Annotated in this window: 14 protein-coding genes; 6 read left to right on the forward strand and 8 right to left on the reverse strand. The window is 28.2% G+C overall.

Features of this window, described 5'->3' with window-relative positions:
* Nucleotides 1–11: 11 nt before the first annotated feature.
* Genes ATR_RS02965 through ATR_RS02985 form a run of 5 tightly spaced genes read right to left on the reverse strand, consistent with a single transcriptional unit; the run spans nt 12 to nt 6,061 of the window.
* Nucleotides 12–1,457 (reverse strand): hypothetical protein, encoded by a 1,446-nt coding sequence (locus ATR_RS02965; RefSeq protein ID WP_115428002.1) that lies wholly within the window; start codon nt 1,455–1,457, stop codon nt 12–14.
* Nucleotides 1,448–2,524, reverse strand: coding sequence for a TniQ family protein (locus ATR_RS02970; RefSeq protein WP_115428003.1), 1,077 nt, complete (start codon nt 2,522–2,524; stop codon nt 1,448–1,450). The genes ATR_RS02965 and ATR_RS02970 overlap by 10 nt, the downstream gene beginning before the upstream one ends.
* Nucleotides 2,521–3,432, reverse strand: coding sequence for a TniB family NTP-binding protein (locus ATR_RS02975; protein ID WP_115428004.1), 912 nt, complete (start codon nt 3,430–3,432; stop codon nt 2,521–2,523). Before ATR_RS02975 ends, ATR_RS02970 begins: the two co-directional genes overlap by 4 nt.
* 9 nt (nt 3,433–3,441) lie before the next feature.
* Complete coding sequence (locus tag ATR_RS02980) at nt 3,442–5,337, reverse strand: Mu transposase C-terminal domain-containing protein (protein ID WP_115428005.1); 1,896 nt, start codon at nt 5,335–5,337, stop codon at nt 3,442–3,444.
* A 1-nt stretch (nt 5,338) separates the two neighbouring features.
* Nucleotides 5,339–6,061: a TnsA endonuclease N-terminal domain-containing protein gene (locus ATR_RS02985; protein ID WP_115428006.1), complete on the reverse strand. Its 723-nt coding sequence runs from the start codon at nt 6,059–6,061 to the stop codon at nt 5,339–5,341.
* Nucleotides 6,062–6,181: 120 nt separating this feature from the next.
* Here ATR_RS02985 and ATR_RS02990 point away from each other — a divergent pair, with 120 nt between their 5' ends.
* The 3 genes from ATR_RS02990 (at nt 6,182) to ATR_RS03000 (ending at nt 8,694) form a co-directional block, all read left to right on the forward strand.
* Nucleotides 6,182–6,856 carry an ATP-binding protein gene (locus ATR_RS02990; RefSeq protein ID WP_115428007.1) on the forward strand — a complete coding sequence of 225 codons (675 nt, stop codon included), beginning with the start codon at nt 6,182–6,184 and terminating at the stop codon, nt 6,854–6,856.
* Nucleotides 6,857–6,933: 77 nt separating this feature from the next.
* Nucleotides 6,934–8,193: a putative Na+/H+ antiporter gene (locus ATR_RS02995; protein ID WP_115428008.1), complete on the forward strand. Its 1,260-nt coding sequence runs from the start codon at nt 6,934–6,936 to the stop codon at nt 8,191–8,193.
* Nucleotides 8,194–8,205: 12 nt separating this feature from the next.
* Nucleotides 8,206–8,694 carry a hypothetical protein gene (locus ATR_RS03000; protein ID WP_115428009.1) on the forward strand — a complete coding sequence of 163 codons (489 nt, stop codon included), beginning with the start codon at nt 8,206–8,208 and terminating at the stop codon, nt 8,692–8,694.
* Here the strand turns inward: ATR_RS03000 and ATR_RS03005 are convergent.
* Nucleotides 8,691–8,948 carry a hypothetical protein gene (locus ATR_RS03005; RefSeq protein ID WP_115428010.1) on the reverse strand — a complete coding sequence of 86 codons (258 nt, stop codon included), beginning with the start codon at nt 8,946–8,948 and terminating at the stop codon, nt 8,691–8,693. The genes ATR_RS03000 and ATR_RS03005 overlap by 4 nt on opposite strands.
* Nucleotides 8,949–9,034: 86 nt before the next feature.
* On the opposite strand from ATR_RS03005, the gene thiI reads away from it, so the two are divergent.
* Nucleotides 9,035–10,492, forward strand: a complete 1,458-nt coding sequence (gene thiI, locus ATR_RS03010) for a tRNA uracil 4-sulfurtransferase ThiI (protein WP_115428011.1) — start codon at nt 9,035–9,037, stop codon at nt 10,490–10,492.
* Between the two features lie 13 nt (nt 10,493–10,505).
* Here thiI and ATR_RS03015 read toward each other — a convergent pair whose 3' ends face one another.
* Nucleotides 10,506–11,294: an exodeoxyribonuclease III gene (locus ATR_RS03015; RefSeq protein WP_115428012.1), complete on the reverse strand. Its 789-nt coding sequence runs from the start codon at nt 11,292–11,294 to the stop codon at nt 10,506–10,508.
* The gene (locus tag ATR_RS03020) at nt 11,294–11,539 is read right to left on the reverse strand and encodes a hypothetical protein (RefSeq protein ID WP_115428013.1); all 246 of its coding nucleotides are present in this window, start codon (nt 11,537–11,539) and stop codon (nt 11,294–11,296) included. The genes ATR_RS03015 and ATR_RS03020 overlap by 1 nt, the downstream gene beginning before the upstream one ends.
* A 94-nt stretch (nt 11,540–11,633) precedes the next feature.
* On the opposite strand from ATR_RS03020, the gene ATR_RS03025 reads away from it, so the two are divergent.
* Entirely contained in the window at nt 11,634–12,395 is a 762-nt protein-coding gene (locus ATR_RS03025) for a sulfite exporter TauE/SafE family protein (RefSeq protein ID WP_115428014.1), read from the forward strand.
* A gap of 129 nt (nt 12,396–12,524) precedes the next feature.
* Nucleotides 12,525–17,399 (forward strand): vWA domain-containing protein, encoded by a 4,875-nt coding sequence (locus tag ATR_RS03030; protein ID WP_115428015.1) that lies wholly within the window; start codon nt 12,525–12,527, stop codon nt 17,397–17,399.
* Nucleotides 17,400–17,460: the final 61 nt, after the last annotated feature.

Below are 17,460 nucleotides of genomic sequence, written 5' to 3' on the forward strand. Positions count from 1 at the left end.
TATAATCACTCCTATTCAATATAAATTTTATATTTATTAATTAAAATATATTTATTATTATGTTCATTACTTTTAATATTATTAATACTTATAAATAAATTTGTTGGAACTTTAATATCATGAAGATAGCCAATAAGTGTTCTATAATATAATTGTTCTTTGTTTTGTGGAATTTTTGGTAGCCTCATTAAATCTAGCAATCTCTGTTTTAGTATTGTTTTTGAAGTTGATGTTTTTTTGAATTTGAATGGCTTGATATTTATAAGTGAAACATCTATCTTTTTTTCATTTCTTAAAAAATTTATAAATCCAGTTATTGCAGCTTTTTGACCAGAATAAAGCCATAAATAACCTTCGAGTAAAAAAGTTGATGGTCTATTGTTTTTAAAATTTTCACAATATTCTAAAAATTTAATAGCAGGAGTAAGAGATAACCTTATACTTCGTATTGTAGTTTTATTTTGCTCTAATTTCTCTAATAAATATTTATAATAGTCTTCTATTAAAATTCTATTTTTGCTACCCTTTGGGAAATTATCTAAATATTTATTAATCATATCAAGATTTGCCTGTTTTTCTTTCACTTCTAAATTTATATTTATAATATTTTGCTCATCTAAGAAAGAAGTTACTAATAGATATTCTCTAGTAGTTGCAACAGTAAAATTTGATACAATTTCATCATAAGTTGGAACTCTTTTTAGGTTTAATGCTAATTCATCTAACATAAAAAAGTATTTAAAATAATGCTGTATTTTAAGAGATGCGAAATTACTATCTCTTTTTTGAAGAAGCCACTTACTAAAACTTATAAAACTATCTTTGAAATAATTAGATAATGCTTTAGATAATTTATTAACTTTATTGTTTAAAGTTTTTAAATTATTGCAATTACGACAAATATTCCCATAACCTGCAGGTATTAAACTATTACATGTTTTGCATTCTTTAAAGCCTTGTTCATAGCAAATTTTACATATAGCATTTTTGTTGTCATCATAACTATGTGCTTCTCTTCTATAGCTACAAGAACTACAAATAGGAAGAGTTTTATTGTAACAAGAAGTACATAACATTTTTATATGTCCATCTTTTAATTTACGATTTGAAACATTGATTTTTTCTTTATTACAATTACTGCAACATTTTAATTTACTATAATATTTCGCACATGATTTACAAACAACGCCATTTTTAAGTATTTTTCCAATAGAAAAATCTTTTTTGTCACATCTACTACAGGGAAGATTAGCTACTTCACAAAACTTGCATATATGGTTTTCTGAGTATTTATGAATTTTTTTAGTTTTATTACACTTTATACATTTTTTACTAATAAAATATTTTTCATAACAGCTTCGGCAATAATGTTTTTCTTTATATCTATAATCCCAATTTGTTAAATTTTTGTTACAAAAGTCACAAGTTCTTGCAAAAATTCTAAATTTTACAGACAAGATTTTAGTTCCTCTAATAAAATTTTCACCTCTTCTTTACTTTTTGGAGTAATTTCTTTGGTACTAACTACATCTTTATTTTTTGAATTTACTTTAAGATTTTTAGTAATATAGTCTATTGTTTTTGAAGATAGAGTACTTTGTTTAGCTACTAATTTATATGTAAAATCTAATTCTTCAAAAATCTTTTTTATATCTTCTATTTTTAGGCTGAATAGTCTTGAAACTAAAAGTAAGTAAAATTCTCTAGCTTTTAATTCCATATCTTCAAAATTATCTGAGGTTTTAATCTCTTCTAGTTGTTTTTTAAGATGTTCTAAATTTAGTTTTTTTAGAAAAGTTGTGCTTTTGTTTGTTTTCATCAAAGCTCTTAAAAAAGATAGTAAAATTCTTAAAGTTTTAAATAGTTCTTCTAGGTTTAACTCAATCAAGGGAAATTTTTTATCTATATTTTCGTTAAAAATGGCATTGTTTAATTTTTCTTGGAAAATATAGACCTCTTCATTTGCTCTTTTCATATTAGATTCTCGCAAGTCATATTCACAATTAGTACATAAAAATGGTTTAGCTTCATCGAATGTAATTTTATATGGAGTAAAGTTTGTCTCACATTTTTGGCATTTTTGAAGTAGATTTATTTTATGAATTGAACAAGAAGTGTTCCATGCTAATCTAAATTCTCTTCTTAAGCTGAATTCTTTTTCATTTTTTAAGCATAATGGGCAAAAATATGTTCCATTTCTTCTATAAGTACCTCGTTGCCCCGTACTAATTATAAAAGTCCAAGCCTTTTTATAATTTAGCTTATCATTACCAATTATTTTTTTATAAAGAGGTTCTAGTGTCATATTTTTTAATTCTTGAAAAGATTTATTACAACCTTTTACAAGTTTATGAACCTCTTCATCTTCAATAAATCTATCAGGGTCTTTACTCCAAAATTTATTATCATTAAAAATCATAGTAGCCCAACTGCTAGGTTCACTACCATTTATAATAGAGCTTCTAATAAGCCAAGAGCTTAAAATTTCATTATTGTAGATTTGAGGTTCAATTAGTATTTTCATGATTTTAATTTAATCTCTCTAGGAACTAATCTACTTGTTGGTTTAAAATCTTTGAATTTTTTTATTATATCAATAGTAATTTCTTCAAAATTATGTTCTATTGCATATTTTGAACAAGCTACAATTAATTTATGTAAATCTCCTAAATTACCTTGTGAAATATTATAAAGTAGTGTACATTTATCTTGTTCTGCCAAATTAGATGGTTTTTCCAATGGTAAATATTTTTCAAAAGCTTTTACAAGTCCCCTAAAAGAAGTGTCTAACTCCCATGAGTCTAGCCTTATAATATCAAATCTACTACTTAATTGAGGGTCTGTTCCTAAAATTAAAGCTGCATCTTTAATTCCTACACCTATAATTGGTATTTGAAGTTTTGTTCCAATATTCTTTAGAGCTTGAATAACATCTCTTTGTTGAGCTGGAGTACCATTTAAGAAATGATGAATTTCATCAATTATAAGTAAATTAACTTTACACTCATTCATTAGTGAAAACATCTGGTGTCTTAATTGTGCCAATGTATTATTAGGATTATGGTAGGTATAGAATGCTTCTAATATAGCAATATATAAATCTTTTTCACTAGCTTTTGTATGAGCTGTTGCTAAAATAACTGGTCTATAAGGAATACTATAACCATTTTCATCTTCAAGTTCTTCAGAACTATATTTATTATAAAACTTATTTAAAATAGATGTTTTACCTATATTTGGTTCTCCAATTAATAATAAATTTGGCATTCTAGGTCTTTTTGGAGTTTTCATCATTTGTTCAAAAATTTGCATAAGTTCTTTTGTTCTAGGATAATCTATAAAAATTGGGCTTTCCAAATAAAATAATTTATCATCTTTGCTTGAAAATAATATATCAATAGTCTCTTGATTTAGATGTTTATATTCTTTCATTGCTTCTCCTTAGAAATCTGGAATATCATCTTCCCAAAAACTTTCATTTTTAGAAAAATTATTCTCTGTCTGTTTGATATTAATACTAGTATTCTGATTTATTCTTTGCTCTTGTTCTTTTAATTCAATATTTTTATTTTTTAATCTTTGACTATCTCTTCTTGCCTTTTTGCTACTTTTTACAGATTGTTCTATTTGTTTATGTAGCTCTTCTCTTGCTTCTAAAATTGCATCTTGATTTACTCTTTTTAACCCTTTATTCTTTAATTCTGTTTTTATTAAATCAAATTCCCAAGCAGTCATAGATGGCATATTCTGATTTGCAACATTTATTTTAAAATACTCTTGTGTAGTTTCTTCGTAAAACCAAATATAACTAATATCCCTAGGGTCTCTTTTAAATATAAATTGTTTTTTCTTACCATTTTCCATTTGATTTATCTTTGTTCTTAATACATGGTCATAATAATTTAAACCTTCAATATTAACACCATTTTTTTGTATAGTTCTTTCATAAATTGGTAAAAAATCTAAAATAATACTACTATTATTGCTTGGTTTTTGAATAAATCCTATTCCAGACTCATCTGCAAATAGACCTTCTTCCCATTGTTGTTCTGGTGATAGAGAAAGGCTACTGTGAATTCTTTTGTGATATATTTTAGTTATAAATGTAAGTATCCATTTCTCAAATTCAGAAAATGTCATACTAGCATTTGCATCAGAATTGTATTCTCCTCTTTGTTTTATATTTGAGAAAGTAGTACCTGGTAAATTATGAATTTCATGCATTAAAGTTCCTATTACTCTTTCAATGTGTCCACCAAAATTTGCTCTTCCTACAGGTCTAAATTCTATATTAATTCCATGTGCTAAACCAGCTCTTTTGACTGCATCTGCCCTAAAATCTGCACCATTATCAACATGAATTGTCTCTGGATAACCCCAAACATTCCAATTTGAGTTAATATCAAATTTACTTAATAATAAATCTTTAGGTAAAATAGCATTTGATACACACATTCCAACAGATGTCACACTAGGTGCATTCATTGATAAATAATAACCAACTATCATTCTACTATAAATGTCAATTGCAAGAGTAATCCAAGGTCTTCCTATAGGTAGTCTATGTTCATCATCAACTAAAATAATATCACAAGGAGTGTGGTCTATTTCAATAAGTTGTAAAGGGTAATCTGCTTCAAATTTATTTGGAGCAGGTTCATATTTAGTTTTAGCTAAACCTCTACTTCCATGTTTTAATAATTTTTCATATTCTGATACTTCATTTATTCTATTTCTAATAGTATTTGAATGAGGAGCTACAATATTTAATCTTTTACATTCTGATAAAACTTTATTTACAACTGATTGAATTGATGGTTTTTGGATTGTAAGATAGTAGTTTTCTATGATTTTTCTTATTATTATTTCAATTTCAGAATCTAATCTTTTAGAACCTTTTCTTACTCCAACTTTGTTTGAAATAAGACCTAGAATTGTTCCTGTTGATTTGTATTTCTCTTGCCACCTATATAATGTTGTAAAATGTATGCCTAAGTTTTTTGAGTATTGAACAGCTTCTTGCCTTGATAGTTTTTTTTCCAAAAGAGGTAAGATTGCTTTATATCTTCTTTGAGCTTCTAAATATTCTTCATCTTCAATATTATTTATGTCTTTTGATATTGATTCAGCATTTATATTTTTATCTGATTCAATTGAGGATAAATCTTTAATTGGTAAAAGTTCAGCTTTTTTAGTCTTTGTATTTGTACCAACAACTTCGTCAAAATTTAGAATTTGAGTAATTTTATAAACAGACTTTTTATATTGAACATAAGAATTTGGTTTTATATCGATTCTGCTTCTGTCTAGTTTTATACTAGTTTCTTTATTTAACATATTATTTCTCCTCTAAAAAATTAATATAGCTAGGATGCTCATAATTAATCCATATTTTTGTCTGAAAATCTAATCTTTGACTTATATCAGCATTTAAAATTTTATTTGCAATCAAATGGTAGATTACTCCTGTTGCCAGTTTTCTATCTAGAACTCCACCTCTAAATTTAAATACTACCAATTCATCTATTGTTGAATGACCTCCTAGTGCTTCTAAACCAATAAAAACCCATTCTTTCCACCACCATTCAGTTTCCATATTTTTATATCTATTTAATAGCTGAATTCTTTTTAAATAAGGAGTTCTAATTCTAGTTTCATCAAATATTTTGAATTTCATATCATTTGATTTTGCATATTTTGTAGCAATTTGGAATTTAGGTTTTAAAATATTCCATTTCTTTATTAATATATCTCTAGGTTTTACTTCAATCAGCAAAGGCTTTCTGCTAACGCTTGTTATATTTGTAAGTTCATTTGGGTCATTAAATAGAACTAAAAAATCAGGTGTATATGTTACTTCTCTTGAATTTTTATTTATATATTCTATAGTGATAGGTTGTTCTGTTACATCAAAAACACTAGAGTTGAATTCTAAAATAGTTAATAAATCTCTCTCTAGTGTAGATTCAAAAGCAATGCTTTTTTCTTTTCTAAAAGCATAATGACCAGATACACTACTGTATGTGTATCCAATTTTTCTATTTTTCATAGAAATTCTCAATTCTATCTCCTTAATAAGTTTGTACTATCATTTAATATAAATTAGTAGTATTGTAGCATAAATTAATGTAAATAGTACTATTAAATATTATAAAATATTGCTCAAAATATCGATTATATCATGCGAATAGTAGCATTATTTACTAGTAATGTCAGTGGAAGCTCAAATGCAAAAATGGGTGAAGTGGCTTTAAGTAATCATGGAGTTCTATTCTTTGATGAGTTGCCACACTTTCCTAGCAATATTTTAGAAGCTTTAAGAGAGCCACTTGAAGATAATAAAATATTAATTTCAAGAGTAAATAGTAAGATTTTGTATGAGACAAAATTTATTTTTGTAAGTGCTATGAATCCATGCCCTTGTGGAAATAAACTGTCAAGTATGAAAGAGTGTAGATGTAGCGATTTTGAAATCCAAAGATATAAAAATCGACTTAGTGAGCCATTTTTAGACAGGATTGACTTATATGTTGTTATGAATGATAGTTTTAGTGATAATAAAAATGTTGTAGGCTCACAAGAACTTCATGAAAGTGTAATAAAAGCATTTCAAAGACAAAAAAATAGAGGTCAAAAGGAGTTAAATGGGAAATTAAGTGATAAGGATATAAAAAAATATTGTATTTTAGATGATGAGAGCCATGAAATACTTGAAAAAGCTAGAGTAAACTATGCATTATCATTTAGAAGTATAAATAAAGTTTTAAAAGTAGCAAGAACAATAGCAGATATAAATGAACATGAAATTATTCAAAAAGGTGATTTACTAAAAAGTTTAAATTTTAGAAAAAGATAGAAATTTTATAAGTTTGTTTAATAATTATTAATTAACTTTATATAAAATCGGAGAAATTTGCTTTTAAGGATAAAAATATGTCAGCATCAACACTGCAAATTATCGCAGTTACTATTTTTGTAATAGCAATTATTCACATTTTTTCAGTTAAATATTTTGAACATTTAGCACATAGAAGTGAGAAGCACTCTGGGCTTTTACATCTTCTAGGAGAGATTGAGGTTGTATTTGGTATTTGGGCTATGGTTTTAGTTATATTTATGTTTATATTTTTGGGAAAAGATGAGACCATGGAGTATGTAAATAATAGAAATTATGTAGAGACAATGTTTGTATTTGTAATTATGGTTATTGCAGCAACAAGACCTATTTTAAATACAGTATTATCCTTGGTAAAGAAAGTATCAAATATTTTACCACTCAAAGGAGCTACTGCCTTTTATTTTGTTGTAATGTTTTTAGTTCCTCTTTTGGGTTCTTTAATCACAGAACCAGCTGCTATGACACTTGCAGCTCTTATTTTAAGTGATAAACTTTTTTCTCAAGGTATTTCAAATAAGTTAAAATATGTAACATTAGGAACTTTATTTATAAATATCTCTGTAGGTGGAACCTTGACAAATTTTGCAGCACCTCCTATACTTATGGTTGCAAAAACTTGGGAGTGGGATACTCTTTTTATGTTTACAACTTTTGGTTGGAAGGCTATGATTATTACATTTATTAATACAATATTGATTATAGTTCTATTTTATAAAGAGCTTTCAAGTATAAATATAAGAACAACAGTTAGTGATAGAGAGAGAATACCATATATTATAGTATTGGTTCACTTTGTATTCCTTTTCTTAGTAGTATATTTTGGGCACTATCCAGCATTTTTTATGAGTATATTTTTGTTGTTTTTAGGAGTTACTTACGCTTATCAACAATATCAAGATAGATTGATGCTTCGAGAGGGTCTTTTAGTTGCATTTTTCTTAGGTGGTTTGGTAATATTAGGTGGTCAGCAAGAGTGGTGGCTAAAAGATATTATCTCAAATATGAGTAACACAGAAGCATTTTTAGGAGCTGTAACATTAGGAGCATTTACAGATAATGCTGCTATTACATATTTAGGTTCTTTGGTTTTAGGTTTGAGTGAAGAGTTTAAGTATTATTTGGTTGCCGGAGCAGTTACTGGCGGGGGATTGACTATTATTGCAAATGCACCAAATCCAGCTGGTGCTGCTATTCTTAAAAGTCATTTTCCAGATAATTCAATAGACCCTAGGTTTTTAGCATTAGGAGCAATAGTTCCTACACTTATTGCTAGTTTATGTTTTATATATTTATAAGGATAAAGAGAGATGGTTTGTAATTTTGCAAAATTTGCAAGGACAAATAAGAGTTTGATAGTTTTTTCAAACTCTTTTGATCATATTGAGGTTTTTAAAAAATTTTATAAAGAGCAGGTAAAACCAAATGAGTTTGGTTTTATAAAAATAAATGGTGATAGAATTTGTCTTTTGCATGAAGATTTGAAATGCGATTTAATACAAGGTAAAACTACAGAAGAACTAAGAGAAAAACTTTTGGACTCTTTTGTTACAGAGTCTAGGTATATTATTACCTCTTCCAAGTTTATTATTTTTCCAAAAAAATTTAGTTTTAGAAGAGTTGCAAATAGAATTTTTACAGATTATATTATTCAAGGAGCTGGTGAGATTACACTAGAAAAAAGGGATAATGAGATTTTTGTTAAATGTTTTGGAGAGTCAAAGAAACTAAAAATAAAATCGAGGCAGATAGATGCTTTGATTATAAAAGATGAGCTTGAAGCTGAGTTTAACTCTTAAAACTCATCTTCATCATCGCTTTCGCTATCAAAACAGTAGATACACTCTTCATCAAAAAATGAGTATTCATCATAACAATAAAACTTTTCACAACTGTCACATTTAAAACAGTCATACTCTTTTGCTAATTTTTGTTCTAGCTCTTCAGCACTAAAATTTGAATTTCCTACAAAATCATCAAAGATTTTATATACATTTTTATTCTCATCATTTTTTAGCTCTTTTGCTAGATCTTCCAAAGTGTCTATAGACATAAATTCGCCTTTTTAAATAAAGTAAAAGCTATATTATCTCAAAAAATGGTATAATCCCAACTTAAAAAAACATAGGCAAGCAGTTAATGATAGAAAAAGAGATAGAAACACAAAAATTTATAGTTAAATATTTTACAGAAATTATGATTAAAGGGGATAGAGCAAAAAAACAGATGCTTAATCAACTTCTAATGAATTTACAAAAAATTTCAAAAGAGATTTCAGATGAGATAGTTTTAAAAAAGTTTTTTGATAAAATTGAGCTAGTTACACCTTTAAAGTATGCAGCAAGTTTAAAAGAGAAGCTTTTACAAACTTCTGGAATAGATCAAGTTTTAGAAGCTATACAGATAAATGAAATGGATAGTTTAGATAAGATAAAAGTTGAAGTAAACAGATATATGGCTAATACAATAATAGACAAAACATTTGTTGTACGGGCAAAAAGAGTGGGAACTCAAGATTTTAAATCTATTGATATTGAGCAAACTGTTGGTGGCTATATGTTAGCACACAACAATACAAGAGGTGTTGATTTAAGGAATGCTGAAGTTACTATAAAACTTGAATTAGAACACAATAAATTAAATATTATTACGGAAAAATATAAAGGATTAGGTGGGTTTCCTTTAGGAGCTCAAGGTGAAATTTTATCTTTGATGTCAGGTGGATTTGACTCAACTGTTGCTTCATATTTATCTATTAAAAGAGGATTGAAAACACACTTTGTATTTTTTAATCTAGGTGGAATTGCTCATGAAATAGGAGTTAAGCAAGTATCATGGTATCTTTGGAATAAATTTGCTTCTTCTCACAGAGTCTCATTTATTACTATTCCTTTTGAAGATGTTGTAGGGCAAATTTTTAAAGATATAAGTCCTTCATATATGGGAGTTATGCTAAAAAGACTTATGATAAAAGCTGCACAAGAAGTAGCAAAAAATATGAGTATAGATGCAATAATAACAGGTGAGAGTGTAGCTCAAGTTTCAAGCCAAACCTTAAGAAACCTAAGTTTAATAGATAGTGCTAGTGATATGTTGATTTTAAGACCTTTAGCATTTATGAGTAAACCAGAGATTATAGATATTGCAACAAAAATTGGTACAAAGAAATTTGCAGAAGCAATGCCTGAGTATTGTGGAGTAATATCTCAAAATCCAGTAACTCATGGTAGTTTTGATAGGGTAGAAAAAGAGGCAAAGAAGTTTGATTATACGGTTTTGGATATTGCTATAAAAAATGCAAAAATCAAAAATATCGATGAGGTCTTAGATGATGTTTGTGAAGTTGGAAGTTTGGAAGTTGTATCTAGTGTTGGTGAAAATGAGATAATAATTGATATAAGACAGAGTGAAGATAGTTTTAATCATCAAACAAATGTACTTAAAATACCATTTTATAATCTAAAAAAAGAGTTTAAAAAACTTGATAATTCAAAAACATATCTTTTATATTGTGATAAAGGAGTTTTAAGCCAACTTCATGGACAATATTTAAAAGATGAAGAGAAATATACAAATATTAAGGTTTTTAGACCTTAATATTTATAAAATTTTAAATCTCAATCTCAAGAGCAATAGGGCAGTGGTCACTTCCCATAATATCATCTAAAATATAGGCATCTTTTACAAAATCTTTTAAATCAGAACTCACATAAAAGTAGTCAATTCTCCAGCCAACATTATTTTGCCTAGCATTTGCCCTATAACTCCACCAAGAGTATTTATCTTTTAAGTCACCATTTACTAATCTAAAAGTATCAATATATCCATGGTTTAAAAATTTTGTTATCCAATCTCTCTCTATTTTTAAAAAACCACTTGTATTTTCATTTGCTTTTGGTCTTGCTATATCAATTTCTTCGTGAGCTGTGTTTACATCGCCACAAACAATTATTGATTTTCCATCTTTTTTTAACTTTTCACAATGCTCTAAAAATCTATCGTAAAACTCCATTTTATAATCAAGTCGCTCTTGGCTACTTTGGCCATTTGGAAAATAGACATTAAAAAAAGCTATATTTTTATCTTTTAAGCTAAAATGAATTTCATTTATTCGACCTTCATCTAAAATATCTACACTAGGACAGTTGCACTCAAAATCGACTACAATATCAGAAAATAGTGCTGTTCCACTTCTCCCTTTTATAGCTGATTGACTAGCCATTTTAAAGCTAAACTCTTTTTCAAATATAGATTTAGGTATTTGGTCTTTTTGTGATTTTGTTTCTTGAATTCCTAGTAAATCAATATCTATGTTATCTATCCATTTTAGAGCCTCTTTTTTATCAACTGCTCTTATTCCATTTACATTCCATGAGATAAATTTATATCTTTTTGTCATTATCTATTATCTTCCTTTCTCTCTTTTTTTATTAAATTGTCTGGCTCTTTAGGTTTATTTGGTAAAGCAGGTTTTATAACTCCTATTTTGTTTAAGTCTTTATTTGATAGGCTATTTTTCTCATCTAAAAGTTTTTGCTCTTTTCCACCATGCATATCTATTTTGCCACTATTGTTTTGATTATATATAGAGTTTGCAAACAAAAAATTTGATAAAAAAATTGTAGTAATAAGTAAAAATTTCATATTCTTTCCTTTATTTAAAGCTAAAGTATAACTATATTTCAATAATAAAGCGATAATTTGATATTTTACACAATCTTTTTATTTGAGGAAATATATGTCAGAATTAATTGCTATTTTCACTTCAACAGAGCTTGTTTTGGGGATTATTACTTTTTTAACTTCAGTTGTTGCAGCTATTGTAGGAGTTGGTGGAGGAATGATTTTAATTACTATTTTGCCATCATTTTTACCTTTAAATGCACTTATTCCAGTGCATGGTCTCACTCAAGTAAGTAGCAATTTAAGTCGTGCTTTTTTTGGCTATAAAGATATACAATATAAAGTAATACCAAAATTCCTAATAGGTTCAATTTTAGGAATAGCTCTTTTTGCAGGAGTTTTGAGTTTTATCTCTCTATCATATGTGCCACTTTTTATTGGTGTGTATATTTTACTTTCTCTTTGGAGTGAGAAGTTTAATGAAAAGATTAAAAGATATGAAAATTACTATTTAGCTGGATTTTTCCAAACAGGATTATCTATGGTTGTAGGAGCAACAGGACCACTTACTATGACACTATTACTTAAAGATTATCAGGACAAAGATAAAGTTGTGGCAACAGGAGCTATTTTAATGAGTTTAACTCACTTTTTAAAAGTTGTTGTATTTATCTATTTTGGATTTGTTTTTTTTGATTATATTTTGATAATAGTAGCTATGATTTTTGGAGCAGTTTTTGGAAGTTTTGTAGGAACAAAATCTAGAAATCTAATAGATGGGAAAAAGTTTACACTAATACTTAAAGTTTTATTGTCAATACTAGCTATAAAGTTGATTATAGATATTTTATTAAAAAATATTTACCTCTTATTTTAAATAAATCATAAATAATTAAAAAATTTCTCAAAATTATTAAAATAAAGTAATAAAATCACCCCAATAGGTGATGTGTTATTTTTTTTATTCTGTTAGAATGTAAAAAAATAACATTTAATGGAGATAATTATGGCAAATTTGGCAAAAATACAATCAATTGCACAGGGGCAATTTTTTGTAAAAGATTCTCTAGGAAATTTTGTTGAGTTAAAGATTGGTGATACTATATCATTAAATGATATAGTAGTAGCTGCAAATTCAAATACAGATTTATCAAAAATTGAAATACTTTTTGATACAAACGAACTTGTAGTATTAAATCAAGGTGAAACTCTACTAGATGAAACATTACTTGCAAGTACTTTTGGAAATGAAGAGTTGGCATTTGAGAAAAATGGATTAGATGAAACTCTAAACGCTTGGAATAATACAGATGGTAATATAGATGATATGGAAACAGCAGCAGGTGATGTAACAGAACAAGCAACAAATGCTGGAAATGAAGAAGCTGCAGATGGTGGAGCTTTAAGAAGTAAGTTTAACTCAAGAGATGGTGACTCTGCTGATATTGTGAGTGATTTAAGAGATACTTCTTTTGGTGGTACTACTACACAAGAACCACAAGAGCAAATTCCAACTGAGCTTTTAAATCCAACTGCCACTACACCAGTAGCTCCTACAACTCCAATTATACCAGTAGATACAACAGCAACACCAGCACCAACAGTAGTAATAACTGAAGATGTAAATAATGATGGACTAATCTCAAAAGCTGAATTAGATGGAAAAGTAGATGTAACAATTACAGTTCCAACAGAAGCAAATGTAGGTGATACATTAAATGTTACAAACCCAGATGGAACAATTACAACTGTAGAAATTACAGCTGATATAAAAACAAATGGATATAAAACATCATATGATGCACCAGCAGAAGGTGGAACAATCACTGTAAGTGCAACAATTACAGATAAAGCAGGAAATACTTCAGCAGAAGGTAAAGATAGTGCAGTATTAGATACAACAACAGACTATACATTAACATCGACAGCAAGTGGAGATGAAGAAAATGCATCTATTACGTATACAGTAACATTTACAAATCCAACAACACAAGCAGAAACAGTAACATTCAAAGTTGGAAATGAGACAATAACAATTGATGTACCAGCAAATAGTACAGGAGCTTCAAAAACAGTTTCTTATGCAGATGCAGCAAAAGATTATTATCAAGATGTAACAAATGTTCCAGCACCAACAGATTTAAGTTCAACAAATAATTCAAAATTTGAAGATTTAAATCCAGTAAATAATGCGGAAGAAAAATTGTTTGAAGATCATAAAGATACAACAACAGTAACAATAGAGGCTGTAAAAGTAACAGATAAAGTAATTACAAAAGATAATCTTGAAAATAATCAAGGATTTACTGTAAAAGCAAAAGATCCATATGGAAATGATGCAAAAATTTCTACACATACTGGACCTTCAGGATTTGGAGTTGAAAGTCTTGCTGAGACAACTTCAGGTAAATTAGGTCAAACTGATAAGGTATATAGTGGACATACAAGTGAAATTGGAGTAGTAAAAGATGGAAGCACATATAAAAGTGAAAGTATAGAGGTTGAGTTTAAAAATCCTATTCAAACTTTAGATGTTGCATTTGCTTGGAGACATAATGGAGAGACTGCTAGAGTAGATTTCTATAATGGAAATGAGAAAGTGGGATATGCAATAGTTAGTGGTGGAGGAAATGATGTAGATGCAATAATTAAATACTACGATAAAAATGGAAAACTTAAAGAAACAGTAAAAGCACAAGGTGGTACGGATAATGTAGATTTAGTTTATACATTTAAGCCAGCAGGAGATAAAACATTTACAAAAGCAGTATTTAGTGCAGAAGGGGCAGGAAGCGATTATTTAATCCACTCTATAAGCTATAAAGAGGTAAGCGATGGAGATAATACAACTATTGTAGGAAGTGATGAAGTAGCATTTAAAATATCTACATCAAATATACCAGATCCTTCTAAATATGATTTTAAAACAACTTTCCCAACAGCAGATGTAAAAATTGTAGATGATAGTGGAAAAGTAGTATTTGAAGGTACTGTAAATTTAGATAAAAATGGTAATGCAATAGTAACGGTAAGAACAGATGGAACAAAAGATTTAAAAGCGGAAGTTTCAAATGTACAAGGTAACTTTGAAGCAGTAGATTATGAAAATGCTAAAATAGAAGTAGAATCTTCAATAAAAGCAACAGCTTCAAATGATAGTTTTACTACTTTAGAAGATACTAACTATATTTTAAAAACTACAGACTTTGGAGATAATAGTAAAAATGTTGCAAAAATCAAGTTTGATAGTGTTCCAGAAAATGGAAAAGTTTATGTACTAAAATCTGAATATACAGGTTCTATGAATGATAGAGCAGAATATACAAGTAGTGAAAATAAAGTGTATATTGAAGTAAAAGCAGGAGATATTGTAGATATTTCAAAAATAGAAAATGGTAATGTAGTTTTTGTACCAAATAAAGATACAGATGAAGATGGAAGCTTTAATTTTAGTGTAAGTAATGGAAATGGAAATTTTAGTGAAAGTTATGAAACAAAAGTAAATGTTACAGCTGTTGCTGATGCACCAGAAGTAAGTATTAATATAACAAAAGTTGGGATAGTTACTGAAGGAGAAAATGAGCCTTCATCAAATGGAATAAAAGTAGACTATGGTGATGTTACTTTGGATTCGAAAAATACTACAATTACGCATGGTATTGACACAAGTGTTGATGTAAGTTCAGGTAAGTTTGGTGGTTCTTTGACAACAAGTAATAGTAGTGATACTATAAAAGTTGGTCATATGACAGGTTCTATAAATGGTGGTTTAGGGCAAGATACTTTAATCTTGGGTGGAAATAAAGCAGATTATCTTATTACTATTCAAAGTAGTAAAGAAGTTATATCATATGATCAATGGAAAGAGTACAATGATAAAAATCCAGATAATGGAATATCATATGAATTTAAAAATTCTAAAACAGGGGAAGATTTTACTGTTGCAAATATTGAGAAAATAAATTTTGCAGATAGTGGAAAATCTTTTGATGTTTACAATGTAGATATTAGTGCATCTTTAAATGATAAAGATGGAAGTGAAACATTAACTGTAGTTATTAAAGGAGTACCAGATGGAGCTAAACTATATGATTTAAATGGGGAACAGGTTTTCACTATTAATGGAGAATATAATGTAACAGTTCCAAATGGAGCAAAAGATATTTTAGGCTCTCTTACTATGAAAGTTCCAGAAAGTTATAAAGGTGAGATAAATCTTCAAATAGAAGCAACTGCAACAGAGAAAAATGATAATACTGATGGTAAGAATTTTGCAACTGCAGAAGATACGTCTCATATTGATACTCCAACAATAAAAGTAGATCCAAATACTCCAAACAGTATAAATGGTGGAAGTGGAGATGACATTTTAATAGGTGATACAGGAGGGGCTTCTAAAAATATAATTGCAGGTAAAAATTATAATATTGCTTTAGTTGTAGATACTTCAGGAAGTATGGTAGAATCTTCTGGTTCTAAAACAGCTTGGGGAACAACAATTAGTAGATTAGATTTACTAAAAGATTCTCTTAAAAATCTAGCTAATAGTTTAAAAGGACATGATGGAAAAGTAAATGTTTCGATTATAGGCTTTAGTGCAAAGGCTGATGAACCTATCACATTTAATGATTTAACGTCAGAAAATATTAGTGATTTAATAGCAAAAATAGATGCACTAAAAGCAGAAGGTGGTACAAACTATGAAGATGCATTCTTAAAAACTACAAGTTGGTTTAATACTCAAAATGTAACTTATGGAAAAGCACAAGGTTATGAGAATTTAACATATTTCCTAACAGATGGAGATCCAACTGTTAGTAATAGTGATAATTCAAAAGGAGCAACAACAGAATATGGTGATATGAAAAATGCTGTTGATGCATTTAAAACATTAAGTGGTCAAAGTACTGTTCATGCAATAGGTATAGGTAATGGTATAAATGAGAATTATTTAAGATTTTTTGATAATACAGATATTATAGGAAAAGGAGATGTGAGTTTTGGTTCTTGGTTCTGGCAACAAACAGTGTCTGGTAATATTGGAAAACCTGATATTGTAAATACTGCAGAGGATTTAAAAGCAGCTTTACAAGGTGGTTCTGTATCTGAAGATATATTAGATGTTGGTTCAGATATTACAAATGGTGGTGCTGGTGATGATATAATCTTTGGTGACAGTATAAATACAGATAATCTTTTATGGAATGGAAGATTTACAGAAGGTCACAAAGATTATATGATAAAAGGACAAGGAATAAATGCACTTGATAAATTCCTAAGCCTTACAAAAGATGGTTATTCATCTATGAGTGAAGCTGATAAAAATATGGCAAAATATGACTATATTAAAGAACATCATAAAGAGTTAAATGTTGATGGTGATACAAGAGGTGGAGATGATATTTTAAGTGGTGGTGAAGGAAGAGACATCATATATGGTCAAGGTGGAGATGACACTATTATTACAGATATTAATACTAATAATGGCAAAGCAGATGGTGATATTTTAATTGATGGTGGAGCTGGTTTTGATACGGTTAAACTAGAAGGAAATAGCAATATAGATTTCTCAAAATTAGAAGATTTAAGTATCACAAATATAGAAGCTATAGATCTTAGAGATGGAGATCATAGTCTTACAAATATTAGATTAGAAGATGTACTAAAAATGACTGACAATAATAATGAACTTATTATTTTAGGAGATGATAAAGATAGTATATTATTTAAAGATACTATTGGAGAAAATGGAGAAAAACAAACTTGGTCTAAAACAGCTGGAGAAGGTGAAGATAAAGGGTTTGATATTTATGTAAATAGTGGAGATCCAACAGTTCAAGTTAAGGTTGAACAACCAATTTCAGATGGGATTACAAACTAATCCATTCTGATAAACTGAGGCTTAAGCCTCAGTTCTTATATAAAACAACAAGAATATACTT

Origin of the sequence: Aliarcobacter trophiarum LMG 25534, from assembly GCF_003355515.1 — a bacterium.
Taxonomy (GTDB): domain Bacteria; phylum Campylobacterota; class Campylobacteria; order Campylobacterales; family Arcobacteraceae; genus Aliarcobacter; species Aliarcobacter trophiarum.